The sequence below is a fragment of the Rhodococcus sp. 2H158 genome (genome assembly GCF_053764755.1).
This window is the reverse complement of sequence record NZ_JBSNCE010000048.1, coordinates 1-26,756: the sequence shown is the minus strand read 5'-3', so window position 1 is coordinate 26,756 and position 26,756 is coordinate 1. Positions and strand designations below refer to the sequence as shown.

23 protein-coding genes and 1 pseudogene are annotated in these 26,756 nt (G+C 69.9%); 11 read left to right on the top strand and 13 right to left on the bottom strand.

All coding sequences use genetic code 11. The annotated features are described in order from the left end of the window. The first annotated feature begins 825 nt into the window (after positions 1 to 825). Positions 826 to 1,566 carry a FadR/GntR family transcriptional regulator gene (locus ACWPOB_RS27875; protein WP_029546538.1) on the top strand — a complete coding sequence of 247 codons (741 nt, stop codon included), beginning with the start codon at positions 826 to 828 and terminating at the stop codon, positions 1,564 to 1,566. Between the two features lie 186 nt (positions 1,567 to 1,752). Here ACWPOB_RS27875 and ACWPOB_RS27870 read toward each other — a convergent pair. Together ACWPOB_RS27870 and ACWPOB_RS27865 are read right to left on the bottom strand one after the other, a co-directional pair. Next, positions 1,753 to 2,109: pseudogene (locus ACWPOB_RS27870) on the bottom strand (transposase); the annotation flags it as partial. Positions 2,110 to 2,261: 152 nt separating this feature from the next. Continuing rightward, the gene (locus ACWPOB_RS27865; protein WP_100058859.1) at positions 2,262 to 3,296 is read right to left on the bottom strand and encodes an adenylate/guanylate cyclase domain-containing protein; all 1,035 of its coding nucleotides are present in this window, start codon (positions 3,294 to 3,296) and stop codon (positions 2,262 to 2,264) included. 145 nt (positions 3,297 to 3,441) lie between these two features. Here ACWPOB_RS27865 and ACWPOB_RS27860 point away from each other — a divergent pair, with 145 nt between their 5' ends. Continuing rightward, a complete protein-coding gene (locus ACWPOB_RS27860) occupies positions 3,442 to 4,227 on the top strand; it encodes a DUF6319 family protein (protein WP_455402791.1) in 786 nt (261 codons plus the stop codon). 44 nt (positions 4,228 to 4,271) lie between these two features. Continuing rightward, entirely contained in the window at positions 4,272 to 4,934 is a 663-nt protein-coding gene (locus ACWPOB_RS27855; protein WP_100057137.1) for a chymotrypsin family serine protease, read from the top strand. Positions 4,935 to 4,960: 26 nt separating this feature from the next. Here the strand turns inward: ACWPOB_RS27855 and ACWPOB_RS27850 are convergent, their stop codons facing one another. Genes ACWPOB_RS27850 through ACWPOB_RS27830 form a run of 5 tightly spaced genes read right to left on the bottom strand, consistent with a single transcriptional unit; the run spans position 4,961 to position 11,296 of the window. Then, a complete protein-coding gene (locus tag ACWPOB_RS27850) occupies positions 4,961 to 6,097 on the bottom strand; it encodes an Mrp/NBP35 family ATP-binding protein (protein ID WP_100057136.1) in 1,137 nt (378 codons plus the stop codon). Continuing rightward, positions 6,094 to 8,961, bottom strand: a complete 2,868-nt coding sequence (locus ACWPOB_RS27845) for a molybdopterin-dependent oxidoreductase (RefSeq protein ID WP_455402790.1) — start codon at positions 8,959 to 8,961, stop codon at positions 6,094 to 6,096. Before ACWPOB_RS27845 ends, ACWPOB_RS27850 begins: the two co-directional genes overlap by 4 nt. A 42-nt stretch (positions 8,962 to 9,003) precedes the next feature. Then, complete coding sequence (locus ACWPOB_RS27840) at positions 9,004 to 10,524, bottom strand: 4Fe-4S dicluster domain-containing protein (RefSeq protein WP_455402789.1); 1,521 nt, start codon at positions 10,522 to 10,524, stop codon at positions 9,004 to 9,006. A gap of 4 nt (positions 10,525 to 10,528) precedes the next feature. Continuing rightward, positions 10,529 to 10,762, bottom strand: a complete 234-nt coding sequence (locus tag ACWPOB_RS27835) for a sulfurtransferase TusA family protein (RefSeq protein WP_100057134.1) — start codon at positions 10,760 to 10,762, stop codon at positions 10,529 to 10,531. A gap of 24 nt (positions 10,763 to 10,786) precedes the next feature. Continuing rightward, positions 10,787 to 11,296, bottom strand: coding sequence for a DsrE/DsrF/DrsH-like family protein (locus ACWPOB_RS27830; protein ID WP_455402788.1), 510 nt, complete (start codon positions 11,294 to 11,296; stop codon positions 10,787 to 10,789). 191 nt (positions 11,297 to 11,487) lie between these two features. Here ACWPOB_RS27830 and ACWPOB_RS27825 point away from each other — a divergent pair, with 191 nt between their 5' ends. Both ACWPOB_RS27825 and ACWPOB_RS27820 read left to right on the top strand, forming a co-directional pair. After that, positions 11,488 to 12,612, top strand: coding sequence for an MBL fold metallo-hydrolase (locus ACWPOB_RS27825; RefSeq protein ID WP_455402787.1), 1,125 nt, complete (start codon positions 11,488 to 11,490; stop codon positions 12,610 to 12,612). Positions 12,613 to 12,735: 123 nt separating this feature from the next. Beyond that, positions 12,736 to 13,098 carry an ArsR/SmtB family transcription factor gene (locus ACWPOB_RS27820; RefSeq protein WP_006930324.1) on the top strand — a complete coding sequence of 121 codons (363 nt, stop codon included), beginning with the start codon at positions 12,736 to 12,738 and terminating at the stop codon, positions 13,096 to 13,098. Positions 13,099 to 13,151: 53 nt separating this feature from the next. Here ACWPOB_RS27820 and ilvD read toward each other — a convergent pair whose 3' ends face one another. Together ilvD and ACWPOB_RS27810 are read right to left on the bottom strand one after the other, a co-directional pair. Continuing rightward, a complete protein-coding gene (gene ilvD / locus ACWPOB_RS27815; RefSeq protein WP_455402786.1) occupies positions 13,152 to 14,927 on the bottom strand; it encodes a dihydroxy-acid dehydratase in 1,776 nt (591 codons plus the stop codon). Further along, entirely contained in the window at positions 14,924 to 15,496 is a 573-nt protein-coding gene (locus ACWPOB_RS27810; RefSeq protein WP_006930322.1) for a TIGR03086 family metal-binding protein, read from the bottom strand. The genes ilvD and ACWPOB_RS27810 overlap by 4 nt, the downstream gene beginning before the upstream one ends. A gap of 130 nt (positions 15,497 to 15,626) precedes the next feature. Between ACWPOB_RS27810 and ACWPOB_RS27805 the strand changes: the two genes are divergently transcribed. The 3 genes from ACWPOB_RS27805 to ACWPOB_RS27795 are packed head-to-tail and all read left to right on the top strand — an operon-like array spanning position 15,627 to position 18,615. Beyond that, complete coding sequence (locus ACWPOB_RS27805; protein WP_455402785.1) at positions 15,627 to 16,622, top strand: aldo/keto reductase; 996 nt, start codon at positions 15,627 to 15,629, stop codon at positions 16,620 to 16,622. A gap of 42 nt (positions 16,623 to 16,664) precedes the next feature. After that, entirely contained in the window at positions 16,665 to 17,999 is a 1,335-nt protein-coding gene (locus ACWPOB_RS27800) for an MFS transporter (RefSeq protein WP_455402784.1), read from the top strand. Beyond that, the gene (locus tag ACWPOB_RS27795; protein ID WP_100056479.1) at positions 17,971 to 18,615 is read left to right on the top strand and encodes a GTP pyrophosphokinase; all 645 of its coding nucleotides are present in this window, start codon (positions 17,971 to 17,973) and stop codon (positions 18,613 to 18,615) included. The genes ACWPOB_RS27800 and ACWPOB_RS27795 overlap by 29 nt, the downstream gene beginning before the upstream one ends. Before the next feature lie 110 nt (positions 18,616 to 18,725). Here ACWPOB_RS27795 and ACWPOB_RS27790 read toward each other — a convergent pair whose 3' ends face one another. The 4 genes from ACWPOB_RS27790 to ACWPOB_RS27775 form a co-directional block, all read right to left on the bottom strand. Further along, the gene (locus tag ACWPOB_RS27790; RefSeq protein ID WP_455402792.1) at positions 18,726 to 19,574 is read right to left on the bottom strand and encodes a 3-hydroxybutyryl-CoA dehydrogenase; all 849 of its coding nucleotides are present in this window, start codon (positions 19,572 to 19,574) and stop codon (positions 18,726 to 18,728) included. Positions 19,575 to 19,634: 60 nt separating this feature from the next. Continuing rightward, positions 19,635 to 20,792: an acyl-CoA dehydrogenase gene (locus ACWPOB_RS27785; RefSeq protein ID WP_006930317.1), complete on the bottom strand. Its 1,158-nt coding sequence runs from the start codon at positions 20,790 to 20,792 to the stop codon at positions 19,635 to 19,637. Positions 20,793 to 20,951: 159 nt separating this feature from the next. Further along, positions 20,952 to 21,692, bottom strand: coding sequence for a TetR family transcriptional regulator (locus ACWPOB_RS27780; protein WP_100056481.1), 741 nt, complete (start codon positions 21,690 to 21,692; stop codon positions 20,952 to 20,954). Between the two features lie 72 nt (positions 21,693 to 21,764). Continuing rightward, positions 21,765 to 23,396 carry an acyl--CoA ligase family protein gene (locus ACWPOB_RS27775; protein WP_455402783.1) on the bottom strand — a complete coding sequence of 544 codons (1,632 nt, stop codon included), beginning with the start codon at positions 23,394 to 23,396 and terminating at the stop codon, positions 21,765 to 21,767. Between the two features lie 254 nt (positions 23,397 to 23,650). On the opposite strand from ACWPOB_RS27775, the gene ACWPOB_RS27770 reads away from it, so the two are divergent. The 3 genes from ACWPOB_RS27770 to ACWPOB_RS27760 all read left to right on the top strand — a co-directional run. Further along, complete coding sequence (locus ACWPOB_RS27770) at positions 23,651 to 24,487, top strand: helix-turn-helix transcriptional regulator (RefSeq protein ID WP_037202046.1); 837 nt, start codon at positions 23,651 to 23,653, stop codon at positions 24,485 to 24,487. Positions 24,488 to 24,716: 229 nt separating this feature from the next. Further along, on the top strand, positions 24,717 to 25,409 hold the full coding sequence (locus ACWPOB_RS27765; RefSeq protein ID WP_455402782.1) for an ATP-binding cassette domain-containing protein: 693 nt from the start codon (positions 24,717 to 24,719) through the stop codon (positions 25,407 to 25,409). Then, the coding region (locus ACWPOB_RS27760) for an ABC transporter permease (RefSeq protein ID WP_455402781.1) at positions 25,406 to 26,756 on the top strand (1,351 nt) is incomplete at its 3' end. The genes ACWPOB_RS27765 and ACWPOB_RS27760, both read left to right, overlap by 4 nt.

Sequence of the window (26,756 nt, the reverse complement as noted above, 5' to 3'; positions counted from 1 at the left end):
GGGCGGGAGACGGGCGTTCGAGCACTTGCCCGGAGCTATGTCACCTGCATCACCAGTCCTCCAATCCACATAGCTCGCTCAAAGTGAGCGACTGGTGTCGCACCACGAGGTTCGGGTCATCGAAAACCGGCGTGACGGTGTGAGATGCTCTCACCTGCGAGATGCCTCTGTTCTGGTGCCGGAATCTTTGTGTGGTAACTCAGATTCTCCTGCCCGGCAGGGGCTCTCGCGTTCTACGACACGCTCACACCGTCACACCCGCGGTGGATCCAGGCTGAACCGACACCCTTGCACGCACAACCCCGCCACCGGCCGAACCTCTGCAAAGGGCCGCGCCGCGTACCCACAACAGCCGGAGAGGCAGGGGGTCGACTGTGCTCGTACAGTTCTTTCTCGGCGTGGCAATGTTTCTCGGCGCAGCCGGTCCGGTCGTCGGATAGACGCTGTCGGACGACCCACGGCCTTGATCGCCGCCCACTGCCTCGTCGATCCCTCTGTGAGTAAAGAGAAGTCGCTCCAGCGAAATGACTGAAGTTTCCCCCGTGCAGCATAGGGCAACGCTCACCATTGGTCGATCGACGCCTGGCGTGCCGTAGAGGCGATTACAGGTCCGATCACATAGAGGTCGCGGTCCGCGGCGCGGAGTGGGCGCCTTCCCGGCAATAGTGCAGTATGAATGGCATACCGAGTACAGTGCATACTTCGGATCGTCCGGGGAGGTTGCCCGCCCGATCCGCCGTCACGGTGCAGCACCCGCTGCGCCGTGACAGCCTCCGCTTCCCGGAAGTCAGGAGGCCAGGAGGCTAAGGAGGTTCCGTGGCTGCAATGTCGAGAGGCCCGAAGACGTCGCTGGTGGTCGCCCAGCAGATCGTCCGGGATACGGCGCGAAAAGGTCTGCAGCCCGGGGACCTGCTGCCCCCGGAGAAGGCGATGCTCGAGGAGTACCAGATCGGCCGCGGCACCCTCCGTGAGGGACTGCGGCTGCTGGAGTTCCAGGGGATGATCGCCCTCAAGCCGGGGCCCAAGGGCGGTCCCGTCCTCCTCGATCCGGACGCGTCCCATCTGGCGAGCACCATCATCCTGCTGATGCAGCTCCAGAACGCCTCGCTCAGCACGATCGTGGAGGCCCGCACCGCCCTCGAGCCCGTCATCTGCCGCCTGGCCGCCGAGCGGATCAGCGACGAGAACCTGCTCGAGCTCAAGCAGTCCGTCGACCGCATGCAGCAGTCGTTCGACACGGCGGACATCGACACGTTCCTCGAGACGAACAAGCAGTTCCACGACGTCATCGCCTGGTCCACCGGCAACGCGCTCTTCGGCTACCTGACGGACGCGCTGCTGCGGATCACCGGCGGCACGGTGATGGGCGTCGACCACCCCGCCCCGCTGCGGGAGACGACCCTGAAGGCGCACATCCAGATCTACGAGGCGCTGCATTCGCACGACGCGGACCTGTCCGAGGACCGGATGCGCGACCACATCAACGAATACGTCCGGTATGCCGAGCGCAAGTTCCCCGAACTCCTGAGCCAGGTCCTGCCCTGGAACCAGGCGCTCGGCGGCTGAACGACAGTCCTTCTCGCCGGACGGCGACATCGCCCGCTGGCCCGCACCGAAGAACCTCTCCGATCGTCGCCCTATATGCACACAGTCAGTAACCCCCGCCCGCTGCCATAGCCGGAACAACCCGTACACCGTTTGCCACGGTCCGTACCGGGAGCCCTTCGCCGCTCGCGTGCCCTTCTGATCCGACCGCTCCGGGCAGGTGAACCGGATCCCACGCCCACGCAGCTGAGCGCGGGTACTCGGACGCGAAAACGCCTTGTCCGCCGCCACCGCTTCCGGGCGCGATCGAGGGCGCCCACCACCAGGGCGGGCAACCTCGATCTGCTCGAGCAGTGGCATCCACTGGGGATCGTCACCGGCCTGGCCGGCGGTGAGGAGCACACTCATCGGCATTCCGCGCCTGTCGACAGCAAGGTGAATCTTGCTGCTCGGTCCTCCACCGGATCGTCCGAGGAGTTCTCCGTCGACAGCGAGGGCCTCGACCGCTGATGTGCAGCCCCCTGATGAGAGCCGACGGGTCCGTCCATACGGCAAACTCGTCACCGGTAGCGGCGGACAGGTGAGCACTCGAGCCTCCCGGACATCGAGTCCTGAAAATGGGCCGTGCCCCTGCCAGTCCGGAAGGCCACTCCCTGGCGCCGCCGGAGCGCGCGACAGGACCGTCGACGTTTTCCGACTGCCCCGGTGCCGGCGTCTCAGTCCTGGGCCGGCCGCAGCACCGACGGCCGCAGCCGATGGAAGTCCTTGACCCGCAGCGCCCGCAGGGGACGCAGCCGGAAACGGTCGTCGCCGTCGAGCACGCCGGCGAGGGTCGAATCGACCAGCACCGTCCCCGGCCGCGCGGCACCGGTCAGCCGCGCCGCGATGTTGACCGCCGAACCGAACACATCCCCGAACCGGGCCAGGACCGGCCCCTGCGCCATTCCCACCCGGAGATCCGGGGCGTCGGGACGGGAGCCGGACGACTCCTGCAGCGCCAGCGCGATCCGCGCGGCGTCCGCCGGATCCTCGGCGGCGAACATCACCTCGTCGCCCACGGTCTTGATCACCCAGCCGCCGCCCTGGGTCACGATCCCCGTCGCGGTCGACTCGAAGTCCTCGAGCAGGTCGTTGAGCTCATCGGCGTCGATCCGGCGGGTCAGGCGTGTGTACCCCACCATGTCGGCGAAGCCGACGACCAGGACCCGGCCGGCAGACTCGCCCCCGGCCCGCACCACGTTGCGTCCCGTCGTGGCCGCCAGGTGCCGTCGCCACACGTACAGCTGCAACGTCTCGGTGAGGGGCAGGACCCGTTGCAGCAGTTCGTCGACGAACGACCGGATCTCCCGCTCGGAGGGGGTGGTCCCGGTGTACTCGGTCTCGAGCCGATCGAGGATGTGGGTGTTCATCAGGGCCACCTCCCATTCGGCCAGCCGCGACATGGACTGTCCCAGCGACCGCGCGGCCGCCAGTTCCAGGTCGGGGTGCAGGGCGCCGCTCGCCACGATCGCGTCGATGTTCCGCAGCGCCGCGACATCGCCGTCCGTGAAGGTCCGCGCGTCCGGGTCCGGATCCACGGTGAATCCCAGCGCCTGCCAGAGCCGTTGGGTGCGTTCCAAGTCCACCCCGGCCAGGTCGGCGCTCTCCCGCTGGGTATAGCGACGCTCGCCGCCGAGCAGGGTCCGCTCGAGTTCGGCCTGCACGGCCTGCAGGAGCTCGGGCTCGAGCTCCGGTTGCTCCGACGCGCTCACGTCGCTCCTTCCCGGCCGCCGAAGGTGACCGGCCGACCCAGCATGGCCCACCTCGGTTCGGGCGCGCAACGAATCCGCGAGAGTGTCGCACCTGTGTGCGACAGTGATCGCGCCTTCTGCACCACCCAGCCCGAAAGGACGTGGCATGCCGCCCCGCAGACGAGCCGGCACAACCGGCCCGGATCACCTCACCGACGAGCAGCTCGCCGAGCTGACCACCGCCGTCGCGGACGGTCGCCGCGCCACCGTCTATCTCATCGAGGGCATTCCGAGCCTGGGCATCGCCCCGGGCGCGTCGGCCCGGGCGGTGTCGGTGGCGGGCCGCACGGTCACCGTCCGACCCAAGGGCGTCGACGACGAACTACCCTTCGAGGCCGAGGAGCTGCGTCTGACGAAGGAGCCGCCGAAGCCGGTCCGTAAGGCCGCGGATCGACCGACCCCGCGCCCCACCACCCCGCGCCCCACCACCCCACGCACGTCCGCGTCGCAGCCCACCGCGTCGGGTACCTCCCGCGCTCCCGCCCCGAAGAGCTCGTCGTCCCCGGTATCCACCCCCGCCACGAAGGAGACCACCACCGTGCCGCCGACCGCACCCGAATCGCAGACCGGCGCGACCCCGAAGCCGAAGGCGGCGTCGCGCCGGCCCAAGAAGCAGCCCGGCGTGACCGTCACCATCACCATCGACCCCGAGCAGGAGTGGACGGTCGGTGTTGCGCAGGGCACCCGGCGCCTGAGCAAGGCCAATCCCGTCAGCCCCGACGCCGTGGAGCGCGCCGTGCTCGAGCTCGGCGACGAGGCGGCCCTCGAGGCGGTCCGGTCCGTGATCGACGCGGCGCGCCAAGCCGCGGAGGAACGCGTCGCGCAGCTCAGCCGCGAACTCGAGGAGGCCAGAAAGGCGCTGGAGAGCCTGGGATCGGGCCCGACCGGGTAGTCTGATCCGCTGATGCGGCCGGAACCGGCCGGGCGGGAGGGCTCATGTTCAAGCGCGTTGCGATGGCGATCGTCGCGGGGGTCGCACTGCTGGCAGGTGGGACGGGGGTCGCGGTGGCGGCGCCGCCGGTTCCGCTCGGGGGCGGGTCGGGCATCACGCTCGGCAACGGATCCGAGGATCTGTTCGACTGCACGCTCGCCACGATCGGCAACGACCGTGCCGGCCGGCTCGTCGGCTTCACCGCCGGACACTGCGGCGGTCCCGGGACGACCGTGAAGTCCGAGGTGGACCCCGGGGCCGGGGTAGTCGGGCGTATCGTCGGTACCAACGAGGTGCTCGACTACTCGGTGATCGAGTTCGACCGCGGCCGCGTCGCGCCGGTGAACCGGGTCGGCAACGTCACCATCACCGGCGTCGGCACCCCCGTGGGGTTCCCCAACGTGGCGTGCAAGGAAGGCCGCACCACCGGCAACACCTGCGGTGTCGTGTGGGGCGACGTGTTCAATTCCCAGGAGACCTGGACGCAGGTGTGCGTCGTCGAGGGCGACTCCGGCGCCCCGCTGGTCGTCGGCACGACCCTCGTCGCGATGGTCAACGCCTACCTGCTCACGCCGTGCATCGGCCCGGAGGTGGGCACCAACTTCGTCACGATCCTCGGCGACGTCGACGCCCGTGGCGGCGTCGGTGCGGGTTACCGCCCCATCTGACGGACAGGCGCCGGCTCGTCGGCCGGCTACGGGACCGACAGCGGTAGCGGCCGGCCGACGATGCTTCGTCTCGGGGCCGGCAGGGCCGCGGCGATCTGCCGGATCTGCGAGACGGAATGGGCGTGCGGCGTCGCCACCATGGCCGGGACGCCGCTGTCGCCCGCCACGCGCAGGTCGAGGTCGAGGGGCACCTGCCCGAGGAGCGGTGCCGCGATGGCCCGGGCCAGGCGCTCGCCGCCTCCGGTGCCGAACAACGGGGTGCTCGCGTGGCACGACGAGCACACCAGCGCCGACATGTTCTCCACGACGCCGGCAACCGGCATCCGCAGATCACGCGCCATGCGGCCCACCCGTTGGGCGACGGTCTGGGCCGCCGGCTGGGGCGTGGTGACGACGAGGAGCGCCGCGTCCGGCACGAGTTCGAGCAGCGAGAGTGTCACATCTCCGGTGCCCGGGGGCAGGTCGATGAGCAGGACGTCGAGGTCACCCCAGTACACGTCGCGCACGAACTGCTCGATCGCCTTGTGCAGCATGGGGCCGCGCCAGACGACCGGCTCGTCGTCGCGGATGAAGAACCCGACGGACATGAGGGCGACGCCGAACGCCTCGACCGGCAGCATCGTTCCCTCCAGGGCGACCGGTGCGCGGCGCACCCCGAACAGATGCGGAACGGAGTAACCCCAGACGTCGGCGTCGAGAACGCCGACCCGCTTGCCCTGCTGGGCCAGCGCCACCGCGAGGTTGGCCGTGAGCGTCGACTTGCCGACGCCGCCCTTGCCGGAGGCCACGGCGTACACCCGGGTCGCCGAATCGGGACCGAAGGGGGGAGCGTCCGCGGGTCTCGTGCCGCGCAAGCGGGCGGCGAGCTGCCTCCGCTCGGTTTCGCTCATCGCCGCGAATACGACCTCGACGCCGGTCACGCCGGCGACTGCCCCGGCGGCCGCGGTGACGTCGGCGGAGAGGGCGGCCTGCATCGGACACGAGGAGGTGGTGAGCCGGACGGTCACCCGGACGAGTCCGGAGCGATCGATCCTCACCTCGCCGAGCATGCCGGCCTGTTCGAGCGGCAGATGCAACTCGGGATCCTCGACCCGGGCCAGCGCGGCACGCACCGCAGCCGCGGAGACCGCCGGGCCGGACGTCCTCCGCGACAGCAGGCTCATGTTCGCTCCTCCGTCCCGGGCGCGCGGAAGGCACGCCGGCGGGGTTTGACCGGACGCATCAGGAACTCCGGGCGGCGCAGCCCGGACCGGCTGGGGCCGGGCCGGGTGTACGCCAGCCAGGTGCGGTAGACCTCGCGGGACCGCCGGGTGTCCACCACCACGTCGCCGTACCGGTCGTCGGCGTGGGCCTTCTCCACGCGCACCTTCTGGTGCCAGCAGTGCATGCCCGACAGCGGGTCGGGGTGCACGGCGAAGGCCAGGTTCTGATGCACGCCGGGGTCGTCCCAGTAGATCCGCTCGCTGTCCGGGTCGTCGCTGCGGAACGGCTGTACGCCCTGCTTGTAGCGCAACCGCCACACCCCGTCTCCGTCGTTGTCGAGATCGACGAGGCCCATCGCCCAACGGGATCCGGCGTTCTCGGACGTACGCCAGCGGCCCATGTGGTGCGAGAGCGCGAGGACGCCGGGGCGGATCGACTCGGTCGCCCACACACGGGCCACGAAGTACCCGATCTCGGTGTTGACCCGGACCAGATCACCCGTGCCGACGCCGAAGTGCGCGGCGTCCGAGGGATTCGTCCACAGCGGATGCGTGTTGCTGATCTCGTTGAGGTACTTCGCGTTCGCGGACCGGGTGTGGACCAGGGTCGGCAACCGGAAGGTCGGCACGAGCACGATCTCGTTGTTCGCCGGGTCGATCGAGCGGTGCCCGACGTGGGACTCGATGTAGCCGGGCGTGGCGTACTCCTCCCACCCGAAGTCGACCATGGTCTCGCTGAACAGCTCGAGTTTGCGCGACGGGGTGAGCCAGCCGGCGGTCCTGCTGCCGTCCTCGTGGACGACACCGACCGCACCCGCCTCGCCGACGAGCGGCGGGGTCGAGTCCAGGGTGACGGGTTTGCGCAGCACCCCGTGCTCGTCCGGGTCCGCCCCCTCGGTCTCGGCGGCCGTCAGCGGCCGCTCGTCGAGCCGGTAGGTGTCCTTGGCGACCTCGAAGACGCCGTATCTGCGCATGTACTCCAGCGGGGTGAGCCCTTGGTCGGCCGCGGCCTTCGGCAGGCCCGGCACGCTGTTCTCGAACACCCACCGGTAGTACTCGTCGACGGTGACCTTCTGTCCGGGCCGGTAGGGGGATTCGAAGAACTTGCGGATGCCGAGGCTGCCGTCGGGGTCGATGCGCCAGGACAGCTCGAACCAGAACTCGTTCTCCTCCCACACCTCTCCGGGATTGGACTCGCGGGAGTCGGACACGCTCCGGCCCATGCGCTCGAGCGCCACCCGGGTGACGGGCTGACGGAATCCGAGCCACTTGCCGGCGTACTGCTCGTAGGACTGGGTGTCGTGCCGCTCGGTGCTGTGCCCCATGGGCAGGACGTAGTCGGCGAAGGTTGCCGTCTCGGACCACGTGGGGGTGAGTGCGACGTGGCAGCCCACGAGCGATTCGTCGGTCAGGGCCTCCAGCCAGCTGAAGCCGTCGGGATTGGTCCACACCGGGTTGTAGACCCGCGAGAAGTACATCGACAGCGTGCCGCGGCCGTCCTGGAGCAGATGCGGCAGCAGGATCGACATCTCGTTGGTCGACAGGGGGAACTCGGGGGGCCAGAGCAGCTCGTTCCAGGACTCGTGTCCCTGGGGCAGGTTCGGGCCGTGGGCGATGATCTTGTCCCAGCCGTTGGGGCTGGTGCCGCCCTTGGTGCCGACACTGCCGGTGAGCACGTTGAGGAAGAACAGGGCCCGCGAGACCTGCCACCCGCCGAGGTTGCCGGCGGTCGCCGCCCGCCACACGTGCGCCGACAGGGCCGAGCCGGCGGTGGCGACGATCCGGGCGAGTTCGGCGATCTGCTTCTCGGGTACCTGCGCCTCCTGCGCGGCGAAGGCGAAGGTGAAGCAGGCGTAGTCCTCGGTCAGTGCGCCGACGAACACGTCGAAGTCGTCGGCGGGCAGGTCGGGGTGGCGGTGCTTCATGTAGGTGGGCCAGTTCACCCAGCGGCGCAGGAATGCCCGGTCGATGTGGCCGGTGCGCAGCAGGTACGACGCGACGGACAGCAGGATCGCGGCCTCGCTGCCGGGCCAGGGGGCGATCCACAGGTCGGCGTGGGACGCGGTGTTCGACAGCCGCGGATCGAGCACGACGACCTTGGCGCCGCCCTCGACCTTGCCCTCCATGATCCGCTGCGCGTGCGGGTTGAAGTAGTGCCCGGTCTCGAGGTGGCTCGAGATCAGCAGGATGACCTTGGCGTTCGCGTAGTCCGGTGAGGGCCGGTCGTAGCCACCCCACAGGGCGTAGCCCAGCCGGGCGCCGGCGGAGCAGATGTTGGTGTGGCTGTTGTGTCCGTCCACCCCCCACGCCAGCAGGAACCGCTCGGCGAAGCCGTCCTCACCGGGTCGGCCCACGTGGTAGACGACCTCGTCCCGGCGGTCCTCGACGATGGCGGCCCGGATCCGGGCGGCGATGTCGTCGAGGGCCTCGTCCCAGCCGATGCGCTCCCACTGCCCACTGCCGCGGGCACCGACGCGCTTGAGCGGGTACAGGATGCGCTCGGGGTCCTTGATCTGGTTGATGGTCGCGGGACCTTTGGCGCAGTTGCGTCCGCGTGAGCCCGGATGCGCCGGGTTCCCCTCGAGCCGCTTGATGGACAGGTCCGACTTGTCCACGTACGCGAGCAGGCCGCACGCCGATTCGCAGTTGAAGCAGGTGGTGGGCACCAGCATGTATTCGTGCGGCACCTTACGAGGGTGGGCCTTGGCGTCGTATTCGACGTGGTGGTCCCAGTTTTCGACCGGAGGAAAGTTCCGCAGCCGCTCGTGCGTGCGCTGACCGGGCAGCGCCGACCCGGTCGGGGTGTGCTCCGTCTCGGCAGTCATGGGGTTCCCTTCGGGTGGGTGATCGGGTGCCGGTCGGGCCGCTCACGACAGGGGTGGGTCCTGGCCCGCCCGGACGAACGCAGTCTCGTAGGCCAGCAGTGAGATCTGCGTCAGCAGGCCGGCCGCGACGAGGAGGACGGCCCCGGCGGAGCCGTTCCACGACGGGGCGGCCAGTGCGGCCGCCACCACTGCCGGGACGATCGCCCCCAGCCAGAACAGCCGGGCGTAGCGGCCGCGGGTGATGATGTGCGCGGCCAGGGTCGCCTGCCGGCTGGCGTGCCGGCCGGAATACTCGATGACCAGCATCAGCAGGTGCAGTCCGGTCGAGAGCACGAAGACGCGCACGAGGAAGCCGACCGCCCCGTCGGAGAGACCCGCGAACGGCGCGACGACGAGCAGCGCCCCGGTTCCGACCGTGGCAGCCTGAACCAGCAGGTGCCAGAACAACAACGGTGACTGCCACAGGTCGCGGCCCTCGGCCTGCCCGAAGAGGAAACCGGTGTAGCCGGCGACCAGCGCGCCGGAGGCCAGGGCGGCCCAGGCGAGCACGGTTGCGCCCCAGGCCGATCCGAGGAAGGCGGCGAGGACCCACAGGGCGGCCACCCCGCCGAAGGCGGCCAGCGCGTACGCGCCCCACACGAGCCACGAGGACCAGTTGGATCTAAGGAAGATGTAGAGGAAACGCTCGGGCCGCTTCAGGTCCCAGATCAGCAGGACTCCGGTGAGCGCCGCGCCCACCATGGCCACCACGGGCGCCGCGTAGTCACCCAGCCATCCCAGGTCGACGCCGAGAATGTGGGCCAGTCCCGCGACGGCGAGGGCTCCGGCGGCGACGGCCTTGGTCCACAGGTAGGTCGTCACGCGCCATCCCCACGGCCGCGGATGGGCCGTGTTCAGCGTGGTGCGCGCCTTGGTCGTGGGGTCCCTGGGCAGGTCGACGGCGATTTCACGTCGGTGCGCGTCCGGCTCGGCCCAGATGTAGCTGTCGGCGACCGGTGCGGCCAGGGGGTCGAGGACCGCCCGGTCGGCACCGAGATAGAAGACGTTCGGCCCGGTGTTCTGTTCCGGCGAGCGCACGGCGGTCTGCTGCGTGCTGACCAGGGTGGCGATGCCGCTGGTCGGGTCGTCGAGGTCGCCGACCCAGATCGAATGGGTGGGGCACACCACGACGCAGGCAGGCTCCATGTCGTTGTCGACGCGGTGCGCGCACATGTTGCACTTCGCCGCGGTGTGGGTGTCCTGATCGATGTAGATGGCGTCGTAGGGGCACGCCTGCATGCAGCTCTTGCAGCCGATGCAGCGCTCGTTGTCGAAGTCGACGATCCCGTCGTCGCGCTTGAACAACGCGCCGGTGGGGCAGATCTTCACGCACGGTGCGTCGGTGCAGTGGTTGCAGCGCATCACGCCGAAAGATCTTGTGGTGTTTGGGAACTCACCGGCATCGACGTACTTCACCCACGTGCGGAACTGGCCGAGCGGCACCTCGTGCTCGGTCTTGCAGGCGACCGTGCAGGCGTGGCAGCCGATGCACGTGCGCTGATCGATCGCGAAGCCGTAGCGCACCGTCTCACTTCTTCCGGATGAGGTAACGGTGGACGCCGTCCTCGCTGTTGTTCTCCAGCAGTTCGTTTCCCGTGTCGGTCGCCCACGACGGGATGTCGCGTTTCGATCCGCCGTCGGTGGCCTCGACGAGCAGGATCTGCCCGGACTCGAGCTTCTTGATCGCACGCGAGGCAAGCAGCACGGGCATCGGGCATTTCTGTCCCTTGGCGTCGACGACGACGTCGATCTGGTGGTCCACGGTCCGCTCCTGGGTTCGGAAAGGTCAGATGAAGAGGCTGATCTGGGACCTGCTCATGGCGGACAGGGCGGTGGCGGCACCGACGGGCTCGCCCACTCCCTCGATGAGCTGGTCGCGGCGAAGGCCCAGCAGGTCCATGGTCATCTCGCACGGCCACAGGTTCACGCCCAGCTCGGTGCACATCTCGACCAACTCGGCGGGGTGGGCCACGTTCTTCTGGCGCGCCAGTTTTTTCATCATCCAGGGTCCGGCGCCGGCCAGGTGGAGCTTCGACAATTTCATGTGCCGCATTCCCGGCCGGTTCATGCCGGCCAGCGCCTTGGTCATCGCGTCGGTGCCGGTGATCCGGACGTCGTCGCGCACCAGGGGGAACAGTCCCCAGAAGGTGAAGAAGATCGTCGTGGACATGCCGTAGGCGGCGCCGGTGGAGCCCAGGATCAGGGTCGGCCACATTCTGTCCAGATCGCCGCTCCACGCCACGATCGTCATGCTCTCCGGGGCGTCGTCGACGTCACGCTGCGGGTTGTCCGACATGCGCCGGCCCCTTTCGTGGTTGCCGGGGAGGCCTCGTCCGGCCTTCGCGCGGAGTGTTGCGATATGTGATCCAGGACACTACATTCGTGTATGCGCATACCACAAGACGGTTCGGAAAGTCGCCCTCCCGGTGTGCGGACCACCCGCCCGTTTCGTCCCTGGGAGGACACGTGGCCGATACCGTCACAGCCTTGGAACTGTTTCGCGAACTCCAGGCGGGCACCGTTCCCGAGATCCTCGACATCCGCAGCACCGAGGATTTCCGGGCCGGCCGGATCGAAGGCCCCCGGCCCGTTCCCACTCGCCACGTCCCGGTCTATCGGGTGATGGAAGAACTCGAGGAACAGGCCGCCGTCACGCGGGCGGGCGCCGTCGTCGTCTGCGGACAGGGCAACGGCTCCGAACTGGTCGCCGAGGAGTTCGAGACGCTGGGCCTGGGCACCCGCTCCCTCGCGGGCGGTACCGACGCGTGGAACCGGCTCCTCGTTCCCGTCGAGATCACCGGACTACCCGGCGACGTGCGCATCTGGCAGTTCCAGCGACCGGCGAAGGCCTGCCTGTCGTACCTCGTCGGCGTGCCCGGCGGCCGCGGCATCGTCGTCGACCCCGCCAGGTCGACCGAGGCATACCTGGAACTCGCTCGAATGCAAGATGTTTCGATCGTGCACGTCGTGGACACCCACGTGCACGCGGACCATGTCAGTGGTGGCCCGGCACTGGCCGCCCGGCTCGATGCGGAGTACCACCTGCCGCCGGAGGACGCCGGCGGCATCGTCCCGTTCCCCAACCGGCCGCTGAAGGAGGGCGACGAACTCGACCTGGGGTCCACCGTCGTCCGGGCCATGACCATGCACCTGCCGGGCCACACCCCCGGCACGACGGCACTGCTGGTCAGCGATTCGGTCCTGCTCGTCGGCGACACCGTCTTCGTCCGGGGACTCGGCCGGCCCGACCTGACCGGCCGGGCCGAGGAGCTGGCGCGGGATCTGTTCCGCAGCGTGCACGACAGGCTGCGGCCCCTCGACCCGCGAACGATGATCGCCCCGGCCCACTGGTCGAGCAGCGAGGAGATCAACGCCGAAGGACTGGTCGTCACCACGCTGGAAGAGGTTTTCACCGCCACACTGCTGAACGAGCGCGCCCTCGAACGCTTCGTCGAGCAGATCGTGAACTCGCTGCCCGCAGCCCCGCACACCTACGAGACGATCCGCCGCGTGAACGCCGGACAACTCGCCCCCGCCGACGACGAGCTCGAGGTCCTCGACGTCGGCCGCAACCAATGCGCGGCAGCCACCTCGCTGAAGGCCGCCCACTGAGCGGCGCGGCCACCGACGGCACCATCGCGCTCGCCGGGCCGGCGCCCCGCCGCGATCCGGTGCGCCGCTGCCGCCCGGCCGGCGCACCTATAATCGGCACCCGACGCTCGGTTCGGAGGGGTGATGGAACAGGACATCGCGGCACAGTTGCAGGAACTCCACGCCCGAGTCTGCAAGGCCATCGCCGACCCCAAGCGACTGCTCATCATCAACGAGCTGCGGGACGGCGAACTCAGCGTCGGTGACCTGTGCGAGGCGCTGGGCTTCAGCCAGTCCAACGCCAGCCAGCATCTGTCCGTTCTCCGCGAGCGCGGGATCGTGAACGCGCGACGTTCCGGCAACAACGTCTTCTATTCGCTGCGCAGCCGGAAGATCGTGCAGGCGGTGGACCTGCTCCGGGAATTCCTGGCCGAGGACCTGGCCGACCAGGCGATCCTGCGGGGCGCCCTCGACGGCCGGGACGTCGACCTCGGCCTCGATCTGTAGGGCGCCGCCGCGCAGGCCGATTCTCCACCGCCTCAACGGATCCGCGAATCGGGTCAGCCGCAGACCGCGCCGCTCGACGCCGAACCGACCAGCTTCGTGTACTTGGCCAGCACGCCGCGCGTGTAGCGGGGAGGCAGCGGCTCCCACCCCTGCCGGCGGGACGCGAGTTCGTCCTCGTCGACCAGCACGTCGAGGGTGCCGTTCGCGACGTCGAGGCGGATCGGGTCGCCGTCGCGGACGAAGGCGATCGGGCCACCGTCCACCGCCTCCGGAGCCACGTGCCCGACGCACAGGCCCGTCGTGCCGCCGGAGAACCGCCCGTCGGTGAGCAGCAGCACGTCCTTACCGAGGCCGGCACCCTTGATCGCGCCGGTGATAGCGAGCATCTCCCGCATCCCCGGCCCGCCCTTCGGGCCCTCGTACCGGATCACCACCACGTCTCCCGCGGTGATCGTGCCGTCCTCGAGCGCGTCCATCGCGGCCCGCTCGCGCTCGAAGACCCGGGCGGTGCCCTCGAACACCGACTCGTCGAACCCGGCGGACTTCACCACCGCGCCGCCCGGGGCGAGACTGCCCTTCAGGATCGTGATGCCCCCCGTGGGGTGGATGGGTTCGCTCAGTGCGCGCAGCACCTTCCCGTCCGGGTCGGGCGGGGCGATCTCGGCCAGGTTCTCGGCGACGGTCCGCCCGGTGACGGTGAGACAGTCGCCGTGCAGCAGGCCCGCGTCGAGCAGGGTCTTCATGATCACCGGCACGCCGCCGATGCGGTCGACGTCCTGCATCACGTGCCGGCCGAACGGCTTGACGTCGGCCAGGTGCGGGACGCGCGCACCGATGCGGGAGAAGTCGTCCAGGCTCAGCTCGACCTGCGTCTCGTGCGCGATCGCGAGCAGATGCAGCACCGCGTTGGTCGACCCACCGAACGCCATCACCACGGCGATCGCGTTCTCGAACGCCTCCTTCGTGAGGATGTCGGAGGCGGTGATGCCGCGGCGCAGCAGGTTCACCACGGCCTGCCCGCTGCGGCGGGCGTACCCGTCGCGGCGGCGGTCCGTCGCCGGCGGCGCCGCGCTTCCCGGCAGCGACATGCCGAGCGCCTCGGCGGCGCTGGCCATCGTGTTCGCCGTGTACATGCCGCCGCACGCGCCCTCACCGGGGCAGATGGCCCGCTCGATCGCGTCGACGTCCTCCCGGCTCATCAGCCCGCGGGCGCAGGCGCCGACCGCCTCGAAGGCGTCGATGATCGTCACGTCGCGTTCGGATCCGTCGGACAGCTTCGCGACGCCCGGCAGGATCGACCCCGCATACAGGAACACGGCCGCCAGGTCGAGACGCGCGGCGGCCATCAGCATTCCGGGCAGGGACTTGTCGCATCCTGCGAGCAGCACCGACCCGTCGAGCCGTTCCGCCTGCATGACCGTCTCCACGCTGTCGGCGATCACCTCCCGCGACACCAGCGAGAAGTGCATCCCCTCGTGACCCATCGAGATGCCGTCGGAGACGGAGATCGTGCCGAACTCGAGTGGATACCCGCCGGCGGCGTGCACGCCGTCCTTGACCGCCTGCGCCAGCCGGTCCAGCGACAGGTTGCACGGGGTGATCTCGTTCCACGACGAGGCCACCCCGATCTGCGGCTTGCCCCAGTCGTCGTCGCCCATGCCGACCGCGCGGAGCATGCCGCGCGCCGCGGTCTTCTCGAGGCCGTCGGTGACGTCGCGGCTGCGGGGCTTGATGTCCGGCTCGGTCGCGTTGCTCGCCTCCGGCTCGGTCGCGTTGCTCGCCTTCGGCTCGGTCGCGTTGCTCGCCTCCGGCTCGGTCGGCGTGCTCATCGCGTTCCTCCCGGTCGGGGATCACGCCCGGTCAGTGCCAGCAACCGGTCCTGCACGGCCGCGTCGTCGGGTACCGGCACGGGCGGCGCGAACAGCCCGCTCGCGGCCAGCATGTCGCGCTGCGGTTGTATGTCCTCCCACACGGCCGCCACCAGGTCGGGATCGAGGCGCTCGTCGGCCCCCACCGCCCGGGCCAGGTCCCACGTGTGGATCGCGATGTCCGCGACCTGCTGCCGCAGATAGTCGCGGACGGGCACCATCCCGTAGGACAGGTGCACCTGCTTGTCCGGGTCGGTGGACGCCCACGCGACGGAGGCGTCGACGGCGTGCCGGTCCCATTCGGCGGACAGGTCGTCGCCGAGCGGGTCGAGTTCGGCCTCCGCCTCGGCGATCGTCCTGCCGGCGAGCAGCGGCGGCACCCACCGCTGCTCGTCCACGACGTGCCGGACCAGGGTGGCGACGTCCCATTCGGTGTCGGGGGTGGGGGCGGACCAGTCGGTGACCGCCGAGAGCCGGCTCTCGAAACCTTGCCGGGCGATGTGCTGCAGTTCGAGCCAGTCGTACGACATGGATTCAGCCTAGGCGGGCGATGGCGGCGGCACCGGGTTTCCCGACGTGCGGCGGCCCGCGATGTTCGGAAGGATCGGTGTCGCCGCACCTGGTGCGGTCCCCGATCGTCCGGACAGTACTGGAGAAGTCATGCCCGTCCCCACCGTCGACCTCGCCCCCGGCCTGACCGTCAGCGCACAGGGATACGGCGCGATGTCGGTCTCGCCTGCCTACGGCCCCGTCGATCTCGACGAGGCCCTGGCGACGTTGCATCACGCCGTCGACCTGGGGGTCACGTTCGTCGATACCGCGAACGTCTACGGCGACGGCACCAGCGAACGGGTCGTCGGGAAGCTGCTGCAGGACCGCGGCGACGAGGTGCAGGTGGCCACGAAGTTCGGGCTCGTCGGCGCGCTGGGCAGCGGTAATCGCGGCATCGACGGCCGTCCCGAGTACGCGAAGAAGGCCCTCGACGAGTCCCTCGACCGGCTCGGGGTGGACCGCGTCGACCTGTACTACCTGCACCGCGTGGACCCGGACGTGCCCATCGAGGACACGGTCGGCGCGTTGGCCGAGCTGGTGCAGGCCGGCAAGATCCGGCATATCGGGTTGTCCGAGGCCACCGGCGACGAGCTGCGGCGCGCGCACGCGGTGCACCCGATCGCCGCGATCCAATCCGAGTGGAGCATCGTCTCCCGGGACGTCGAGAAGAACGTCGTGCCGACCGCCGCCGAGCTGGGCATCGGCTTCGTGCCGTACTCGCCGGTCAGCCGCGGTCTGCTCACCGACGCGTTCGATGCCGCCCGGATCGGGGAGAAGGACCTGCGCCGGCGCTTCCCCCGGTTCGGCGCCGGCGCGCTGCCCGCCAATCTGCAGGTGCGCGCCGCGGTACGCGCGGTCGCCGACGAGGCGGACGCCACCGTCGCGCAGGTGGCGCTGGCCTGGCTGGATGCCAAGGCACGGCAGTTCGGGCTGCCGTCGGTGGCGATACCGGGCAGCCGCTCCGCCGCGCGCGTCACCGAGAACGCCGGCGCGCTCGACGTGCGTCTCACCGACGAGCAGGTCGCCCGCCTCGACACCCTCGCCGACGCGGTCGTCGGTGGGCGGGCCGCGGACCCGACCTGGGTGTCGTGGGGCCGGGAGTGACTACCGGCGGGTAGGCGCCCCGCCGCGTAGGGTCGTTTCATCATGAAACGGGTTTGGTGGGTGTGGGGCGTGGGTGTCCTCGCCTATGTCGTGGCCGTCATGCATCGCACGTCGTTCGGCGTGTCCGGACTCGCCGCGACCGAACGCTTCGACATCACCCCGGCCGTGCTGTCGGGCTTCGTGGTCTTGCAGATCGTGGTGTACGCGGGCATGCAGATCCCGGCCGGGGTGCTGCTCGACCGGTTCGGTTCCCGGGTGATGATCGCCTCGGGTGCGGCGATCATGGCGGCGGCGCAGCTGGTGCTGGCGTTCACCGAGTCCCTGCCCGCCGCCTATGCGGCCCGCGTCTTCGTCGGGGCAGGCGACGCGCTGACCTTCATCTCGGTGCTGCGGCTGGTGCCGGTGTGGTTCGACACGCGGCGGGTGCCGTTGGTGTCGCAGCTGACCGGCATCCTGGGGCAGCTGGGTCAGGTGCTCTCGGCGCTGCCCTTCGTGCTGATCCTGGGCGGAGCGGGGTGGAGCGCGGCGTTCGCGAGCGCCGCGGCGCTCGGCGTGCTCGCCTGCGTGCTCGCGGTCGCAGTGGTGCGCGACGCGCCGCCGGGCGTGGTCGTGCGGACCGAGGCTGCCGGGATGCGGCAGGTGCTCGGGCAGATCGGGGTGGTGTGGCGCAGACCGGGCACACGGCTCGGCTTCTTCACCCACATGGGCACCCAATTCTCCATCACCACGTTCGCGTTGCTGTGGGGCGTGCCGTACCTCCAGTCCGCGCAGGGACTGTCCGCGGCGGCCGCCGGTTCGCTGCTCACCCTCTCCGTGGTCGCGGCGATCGCGGCCGGCCCGGTGCTCGGGATCCTCAGCGGCCGGTTCCCGCTGCACCGATCGTGGCTGGTGCTGTCGATCATGGTGAGCAACGCCGCGATGTGGACGGTCGTGCTGCTGTTGCCGGCACCGGCCCCGATGTGGCTGCTCGTCCTCCTGATCGTGACCATCTCGGTGGGCGGACCCGGGTCTATGATCGGATTCGACTATGCCCGGACATTCAACCCGAGCACCGCGCTCGGCACCGCCCAGGGCATGGTCAACATCGGCGGATTCCTGGCGTCCCTGCTGGTGATCCAGGCGATGGGGTTGATCCTGCAGCGTCTCGGCGGCTACACCTTCGAGGCGTTCCGGGTCGCCTGGCTGGCGCAGTATCCCGTGTGGGTCGTGGCGATCATCGGGGTGCTCGTCACCCGCGGCAAGGCCCGCCGCGAGGCGGGCGTGTCGCCGCGGACGCTGCGGCAGGTGCTGCGCGACGGTCGTCGCGCGGGGCCGGCGAATTCGCAGACGCGCATCGAGGAGGCTGGCGATGACGGTGAGCGGACCCGGGCGGACTGACATCCTCCGGCGGGATCTGGCTCGGTTCCTGAAGACCTGCGGGTTCGGGGTCGAAGAGTTACGGACGAAGATCGACATCGTCCGCAGCGAGTTCGCCGACACCCACGGTTACGATCCCGTCGAGCACGCCGAATCGTGGCTGACCACGCCCGACTCGGTCCTGGACGAGGCCGATCCTCCGCTGCGGGTCGAGGACGTCGGGCGGGACGTCGCCGGGATCCGGCTCACGTGCGCCGTCACCGCCGACGTGTACCGGGTCCGGGACCTGCTCGTCGCCCGGCGGGACGTGCGGGTGATCGAGGCGAGGGACTACATCAAGCGCGCCGGCCCGGACGGGTACCGCGGGCTGTGCCTCGTCGTGGAGGTGCCGGTGGCGTCGACCGGCCGGGTGCGGACGGTATACGTGGAGGTGCAGATCCGCACCGGGGTCATGGAGTCGTGGGAAAGCGTGGCGACGCGGCTGCGCACCGAGTTCGACGGTCACGTCCCGCGGGAGATGCTCGACGAACTGCGCGCCGCCGCGGAGAGCGCCCGGGATCTCGACTCGCGGATCGGCGCGTTGCAGCGGCGCGTGGAGGAGCGGTCCGCGGTGGACCGGGACGCACCCCCGGCGTAGGTCCGCTCGCCCGGCGTAGCCGCGCGCGGACGGCACCGATGCGCGCGGGGGATCACGAATACGACGAACCCCGCCGCGAGCGCGTCGCGACGGGGTTCGTGCTGCGGGGCTCAGTTGTAGCTGTAGAAGCCCTGGCCGGTCTTGCGGCCGAGGCGGCCGGCGTCGACCATGCGGCGCAGCAGCGCCGGGGGCGCGTAGTGCGGTTCGGCGAACTCGTCGTACAGCGACTGGGCGGCGTTGAGGGTGACGTCGAGGCCGACGGTGTCGATGAGGGTGAGCGGACCCATCGGGTAGCCGCAGCCGCCTTTCATCGCGGCGTCGATGTCTTCCTTCGTCGCGTATCCCGACTCGAGCATCCGCACGGCGGACGTCAGGTACGGGATCAGCAGCGCGTTGACGATGAAGCCGGCGCGGTCGCCCGCGCGGACCGTCATCTTGCCGAGGGTGTTCTTGACGTAGTCGAAGACGGCGTTCGCCGTCTCCTCCTCGGTGGTCAGCGCCGAGATGATCTCCACCAGCGGCATCACCGGCACCGGGTTGAAGAAGTGCACACCCACGACCTGTCCCGGGCGCGACGTCGCCTGGGCCATCTTGATCACCGGGAGCGACGACGTGTTGGTCGCCAGGATGCAGGAGGGCTTCACGACCGCGTCGAGCTTGGTGAAGATGTCGACCTTGAGCGACTCGATCTCGGGCGCCGCCTCGATGACGAGATCACGGTCGGCGAGATCTGCGACGTCGGTGGTGACACGAACCCGCGCGATCGCGGCGTCGGCCTCCTCCTGCGTGATCTTGCCGCGGGCGACGCCCTTGCCGATCGAGCCGGAGACGCGCTTGCGGGCCGCGTCGGCGAACTCCTCGCTGGTCTCGAGCACGATCACGTCGCTGCCGGCCTTGGCGCACACCTCGGCGATGCCGGCCCCCATCGTGCCGCCACCGACTACACCGATCAATTCCACTGCCACGGGAGATTCTCCTCGATACGAAGGTTGGACCAGGGTGAACTTACTGCCGCCGCGTCAGCGGAGCAGCGCGCGGGACATGACGACCCGCTGGATCTGGTTGGTGCCCTCGTAGATCTGGGTGATCTTGGCGTCGCGCATCATCCGCTCGACCGGGAAGTCGGTGGTGTAGCCGGCACCGCCGAACAGCTGCACGGCGTCCGTGGTGACCTCCATCGCGACATCGGAGGCGAAGCACTTGGCGGCGGAGGAGATGAAGCCGAGGTTCGGCTCGCCGCGCTCGGCGCGCGCCGCGGAGGTGTACACCATCAGGCGTGCCGCCTCGACCTTCATGGCCATGTCGGCCAGCATGAACTGCACACCCTGGAAGTCGGAGATCGGCTTGCCGAACTGCTTGCGGTCCTTGGTGTAGGCGATCGCCGCGTCGAGCGCGCCCTGCGCGAGGCCGACCGCCTGCGCGCCGATGGTGGGGCGGGTGTGGTCGAGGGTCGCGAGGGCGGTCTTGAAGCCGGTGCCGGGCTCGCCGATGATGCGGTCGCCGGGGATGCGGCAGTTCTCGAAGTACAGCTCGGCGGTCGGGGAGCCCTTGATGCCGAGCTTCTTCTCCTTGGGGCCCACGACGAAGCCCTCGTCGTCCTTGTGGACCATGAACGCGGAGATGCCGTTGGCGCCCTTGTCGGGGTCGGTGACGGCCATGACGGTGTACCAGCTGGACTTGCCGCCGTTGGTGATCCAGCACTTGGAGCCGTTGAGGATCCAGTCGTCGCCGTCGGCCTTGGCGCGGGTACGCATGCCCGCGGCGTCGGAGCCGGCCTCCCGCTCGGACAGCGCGTAGGACGCCATGTCGCCCTTGACCAGGTCGGGCAGGACCTTCTGCTTGAGCTCCTCGGAGCCGGACAGGATCAGACCCATGGTGCCGAGCTTGTTCACGGCCGGGATCAGCGAGGACGAACCGCAGACGCGGGCGACCTCCTCGATGACGATGCAGGTGGCGACCGAGTCGGCGCCGTCGCCGCCGTACTCCGTGGGGACATGGATCGCGTTCAGGCCGGACTTGTTGAGGGCGTCGAGGGCCTCCTGCGGGAAGCGGGAGTTCTCGTCGACGTCCTTGGCGTAGGGCGCGATCTCCTTTTCGGCCAGCGCGCGGATGGCGGCACGGAGCTCATCGTGCTCCTCGCCCAGCTTGAACAGACCGAACTCCGGGTTGAAGGCCATGACGGCGGACTCCTATCGGCACGCAGTGCCAGTGTTTGAGTTGGTGTCGCATCCATCCTACTGAGCGGAGGGCTCGCGACGTCACGAAATCGGTTCCAGTGAACCACGGCACTCAGTGCCACGTCAATGGGGGTGGCGGATCGTCGGCCACCCCTGACGTCAGTCCGACGCCGCCTCGAGCTGCGCCTGCACCTGGCGGGCGACCTCCGCGGGCGACGTGCCCGGGGGATAGGTCACCACCGTGATCGCGCGCTCGGCGTCCCGCGCCGGACCGACGGCCGGCGCGGCGCTCTGCCCCGGTGCGACACCGAACGAGCGCCGCACCTCGAGCAGCGCGCGGCGCAGTTCCTCCGCCGTCGCGGACTCGTCGCCGCGGATCATCGCGCGCAGCAGGAAGTTGTGCGTCGCGGTCATCGCGGCCGCGAAGCTGACGATCCGCACCCCCGACTCCGACGGCACCGCCGAGCGCAGGTAGTCGGTGAACAGCCGCTCGTAGCGGTACGTCGTGACCAGCTCCCGCTCGCGCAGCGCAGGCACCCGCTGCACCACGCGATACCGCCACACCGCAAGCTCCCGCTTGTCCCGGAAGTGCCCGAACACCAGCTCGGCGGCCTCGGCGGCGGCCGCCCACGGATCGTCGAAGTTCCCCGACAGATAGCGTGCGACCTGCTCGAGCAGCGACTCGTGATCGGCGAAGATCACGTCCTCCTTCGAGCGGAACTGCCGGAAGAAGGTCCGTCGCGACACTCCCGCGGCCGACGCAATCTGCTCGACGGTGGTCGACTCATAGCCGTACTCGGAGAACAGGCGGATCGCCTGCGTCACCACGTGCACCCGGAACTGGGCGGGATCGGGGCCGGTCGCGTCGATGCGGCGGGCGGAGTCGGGACCGAGTGCCATGGTTCTCAGTATCCAATCCGCGGTATCGAAGTCGAAACGGCCGCGCCGCCGGACCCGGCGGCGCGGCCGGCGTCAGGCCTGCGCCGAGTGCGCGGCCCGCAGCTCGAACTTGAGGATCTTGCCGGTCGGCGTCCGCGGCAGATCCAGCGGGAACACGATCTCCCGCGGCACCTTGTACCCGGCGAGCAACGTGCGCGTGTAGGAGATCAGCTCCTCGGCCGTCACGGTCTCGCCCTTCTTCAGGATCACGAACGCCTTGGGACGCTCGCCCCACTTCTCGTCGGGCACGCCCACCACCGCGACGTCCAGCACGGCCGGGTGGCTGACGATGGCCTGCTCGACCTCCACGGTGGAGATGTTCTCGCCGCCGGAGATGATGATGTCCTTGGCGCGGTCCTTGAGCTGGATGTATCCGTCCGGGTACATCACGCCCAGGTCGCCGGTGTGGAACCAGCCGCCCTTGAACGCCTCCGCCGTGGCCTCCGGATCCTTGAAGTACCCGGCCATGACGTTGTTGCCGCGCAGCACGATCTCGCCCATCGTCTGCCCGTCCGCGGGCACGTCGTTCATGTTCGCGTCGACGACCCGTGCGTTCTCCGCCTGCAGCATGCCCACGCCCTGCCGCGACAGGAGCGCTGCGCGTTCCTCGGCGGGCTTGTCGTCCCACGAGTCCTGGTATTCGCAGATCGTGTACGGCCCGTAGACCTCGGTGAGGCCGTACACGTGCACGACGGTCACGCCGATCGCCTCGAGCTGCGCGATCACCGTCGGCGACGGGGGTGCGCCCGCCGTGGTGATCCGCAGCGGCCGGTCCAGCCGGTGGGCCTGCGGGGCCTCGGCGATGGTCGAGCACACCGCCGGGGCGCCGCAGAGGTTGGTGACGCCCAGGTTGTCGATGGCGTCCCAGATCGCGTCCGCCCGCACGGCCCGCAGACAGATGTGCGTGCCGGCGGCCGCCGTCACGGCCCACGGCGTGCACCAGCCGTTGCAGTGGAACATCGGCAGGGTCCACAGGTACTGCGTCTTCCCGTCGAACCCGTTGTGGAACGTCTCGCCGAAGGAATTGAGGTAGGCGCCGCGGTGCGTGTACATCACGCCCTTCGGCTTGCCGGTGGTGCCCGACGTGTAGTTCAGGGTGATGACCTGCTCCTCGTCGTCGACGCCCCAGGGCAGCGGGGTGTCGTCGAGGTCGTCGGCGGCGGCGAGGAACTCGTCGTACCGGGTGGTGACGATCCCGGCCGGCACGTCCGGGTACGGGACCGTCGAATCCGGCACCTCCACGACCGCCGTCAGCGACGGCACGCCGGCCGTGACACCGGCGACCGACCCCACGAACTCCGAGTCGACGAACAGCAGCGACGCCTCGGCGTGACCGAGAATGTACTCGAGCTCGGGCCCGGCGAGCCGGGAGTTCAGCGCGATCAGCACGCCCCCGGCGAGCGGCACCGCGAAGTGCGCGATGAGCAGCTCCGGCACGTTCGGCGCCAGGAAGGCCACCCGGTCGCCCGGCTGGATCCGGCTGCGCAGGACCCGGGCCAGGCGCTGCGCCTCGTCGGCGAACTGCGCGTACGTGTAGCGGCGGTCGCCGTGGACGATCGCGGTGCGGTCGGGGAACACGGACGACGAACGCTCGAGGAACCGCAGGGGGCTGAGCGGGGTGTGGTTCGCCGTTCGGGCGGCGGGGACGGATGTGGGGGTGGGCACGGATACCTCCGGGACTTCGGCACTCGGTCGGTGTACGCCATTGTGATCGCTGCAACACCGGAACGGGTGGAGGTTATGAGTCACGACAGATTCCCCGCTACCCTCCGAAGTGGGTATTCACGGTCTCGGAGGTGATTCCGGTGAGGTCTGTGTCGACGAACCCAGCGTCGACGAGCACGGCGTCGACGAACCCGGCATCGACAAGGGTCGGGACGCCGAATGTTGCGGCGACGCGCCAGGGCCCGCACGCGCACCTGCGGCCGAGCGACGAGGACGCCCTGCGCGCCGAGCTGCGGCAGCTGCAGATCTCGACCGGGATGCCCGTGCTGTTCGGTGGCACCGTGCACGGCGGGGACATGCTGCTGTCCGGTTTCGTCGGCACGCGCAGCGGCATCCTCCGCGACCTGGTGATCAGCTCCGAGTGCGGGCTCGGCGGCAAGGTGGTCGCCGAGCAACGGCCCGGCGCGGTGTCGGACTACTTCAACTCCCCCCAGATCTCCCACGAGTACGACCGGGAGGTCGCGGGGGAGGGCATCGAGTCGCTGCTCGCCGTGCCGGTGGTGGTGCGCCGCCGCACCCGCGCCGCCCTGTACGGCGGCCTGCGGACCAGCCTGCCGATCGGCGACGTGGTCGTCGAGCAGGTGATGCGGTCGGCCCGCAGGCTCGCCCGCGAGATCGAGATCCGGGACGAGGTGGACCGGCGGGTCGCCCTCATCGACAACGCCCGCGCCGCCGCCCCCTCCGCCGTGTCCGCGTCGGTGTCGGAGGGCATCACCGAGAGCTACCTGGCCCTGCGGGAGATCGCGGCACAGACGTCCGACCCGGGGATCGAAGCGCGCCTGCGGGAGGTCGAGGAGAAGCTGCGGACGCTGACCGGCGGGGCGGCCACACCGACGGTGCGGCTCTCGGCGCGGGAACGGGATGTGCTGGCGTACGTGGCGCTCGGGTGCCGCAACGCCGAGATCGCCGAGCGACTGTCGCTGAGCGTGGAGACCGTCAAGAGCTACATGCGCAATCTGATGGGCAAGCTCGAGGTGGGCAGCCGGCACGAGGCGGTCGTCGAGGCCCGTCGGCAGGGCCTGTTGCCCTAGCGGGACTTTGTCGCAGTCCACCTCCGTAGCGGACCGGGGTGGTTTCCGGCTCGGCGCCAGCCGGTAGTGGTGGGCAGCGCCGATATCGGATGGGGTTTCTTCAGCAGATCTTCACCGGATCTCGTGCTGGGCTACAGCGGTGGGCACCTACGGTGAGTGCGCCCGCCACAACCGCGGTGGAAGAAGGCGCCGGTGGCGCGTGCACGCCTTCGAGTGTCCTAGGTGAGAGATGGCTGCATGCGAGTCCGGTTCCCCGGAGTCCACGGCCGAGTCGGCCGATTCGGCGCAGTCGTCGTTGCTGGCGGCTGATGGGATCGAGAAGGGTTTCGGTCGCGGCTGGTGGCCGGGACGGCACCGCACCCCGGTGTTGCGCGGGGCGGACCTGGTGCTGCGCCCCGGGGAGGTTGTCGGGCTGGCGGGGGAGAACGGCTCGGGCAAGTCGACGCTGATGAAGATTCTCGTCGGGGACTTGCGGGCCGATGCCGGCAGTGTGCGCCGTCCGCGGCGGCTGGGCTATTGCCCGCAGCAGCCGGTGGTCTACGAACGGCTCACGTGCGACGAGCACTTCGAGTTGTTCGGTCGGGCGTACCGGATGAGCCCGGAGGTTGCGCACCGCTCCCGCGGCCACCTGTACGCCACGTTGGGGTTCGAACGCTACGCCGGCACCCGTGCCGACCGGTTGTCGGGCGGGACGCTGGCGAAATTGAACCTGGGGCTGGCGCTGCTGGCCGATCCGGAGGTGTTGCTGCTGGACGAGCCGTATGCCGGGTTCGACTGGGATACCTATCTGCGGTTCTGGGAGATCGTGGCGCAGCGTCGGCAGGCGGGCCGCTCGGTGTTGATCATCAGTCATTTCGTGGCGGACGAGCAGCGGTTCGATCGCATCGTCGATCTGCGGGAGGGCCGGACGGTGCCGCGATGAGCCTCGCCCCCACCGTGCGGTCGGCGGTCGGCGACGTCCGGGCGCTGATCGGCCGGTTCCTGGCCGACTATGTCCGCAACCCGGTGAATCTGCTGGTGCTGGTGATTGTGCCTGTGGTGTTCGTGATCGTCGCGGCTGGAGCGATGGCCGATGCGGCCAGGCTGCTCGGTGGCGCGGGCGGACCGGCGGTGGAAACGGCGACGGCCGGGTGGGCGGCGGGTTTCCTGGCCGGGATCGCGATGTACTTCCAGATCAATGCCGCCCGGGCGGCGGACCGGCGGCTGGTGTCGGCGGGCCTGGCGACAGGGCGGCTGGTGCTGGCCCGGCTCGGCACCGGTCTGGCGTTGGCGGTGCTGGTCTCGGCGGTGGCGTTGCTGGCGCTGGCGGTGCGGGTCGGCATCGATGCTCCGGTGCGGGTGACGGTGGGCACGGTGATGTTCGCGATGGTCTACCTGGCGATCGGGGCGGTGGTCGGCGCCCTGGTGCCCAATCCGGTCAACGGCACCGTGCTGATCCTGTTCGTCTGGATCGTCGACGTGTTCTTCGGGCCGGCGATCGGTTCGGCGGAGCGGGTGGCCACCCGCGGGTTTCCCACCCATTTCGTGACGCTGTGGATGGTGGATGTGCCCTCCCGCCACGGCGGAAAGGTCGGGGACCTGGGATGGGCGCTGGTGTGGATGGCCGGGGCTCTCCTCGTCGGGGCGGTGGTGGTCACCACCACGGTCGGCGGGGTGCGCCGCAGCGGTGGGCTCAGCGGCCGGGCCGGGCGGGCGGATCGGTTCGCGGTGGGGCTGGACATGGCGTTGCGGGACTGGCGCCGCAACCCGGTGCTGTGGGTGCTGCTGGTGGTGGTGCCGATCGTGTTCATCGCGTTGTCGAAGGCGATGACCGTCCCCGAGTTCGGGATGTTCTCCCTGGTCGAGGACGGACGAACGGTGACGGAGGTGTTCTGGCTGCCGGACGTGCATGCCGGGACCATGACTCCGATCGCCATTGCGTCGCTGTCGGCGCTGGCCGGGTTGTTCGTGGTACTCGATGCGCGCAGCGGTGATCGGCGACTGTCGCTGGCCGGCTTCGGTGCCGGGGTGCTGCTGGCGGTCCGGTTGACGGTGATCGCGGTGGCGGCGGTGGTGGTGACCGCCTCGTCGTTGCTGGTCACCGCCGCGGTGTTCGATGCGCGTCAGTGGGGCCTGTACGCGGCCGGGAACCTGCTGCTGGCGTTGACCTACGGGCTGGTGGGGGTGTGTCTGGGACCGTTGTTCGGGCGGGTGGGCGGGGTCTTCATCGCGTTCCTGGTGCCGTTCGTGGATCTGGGAATCGGGCAGCGCCCGATGCTGCGGCCGCAGC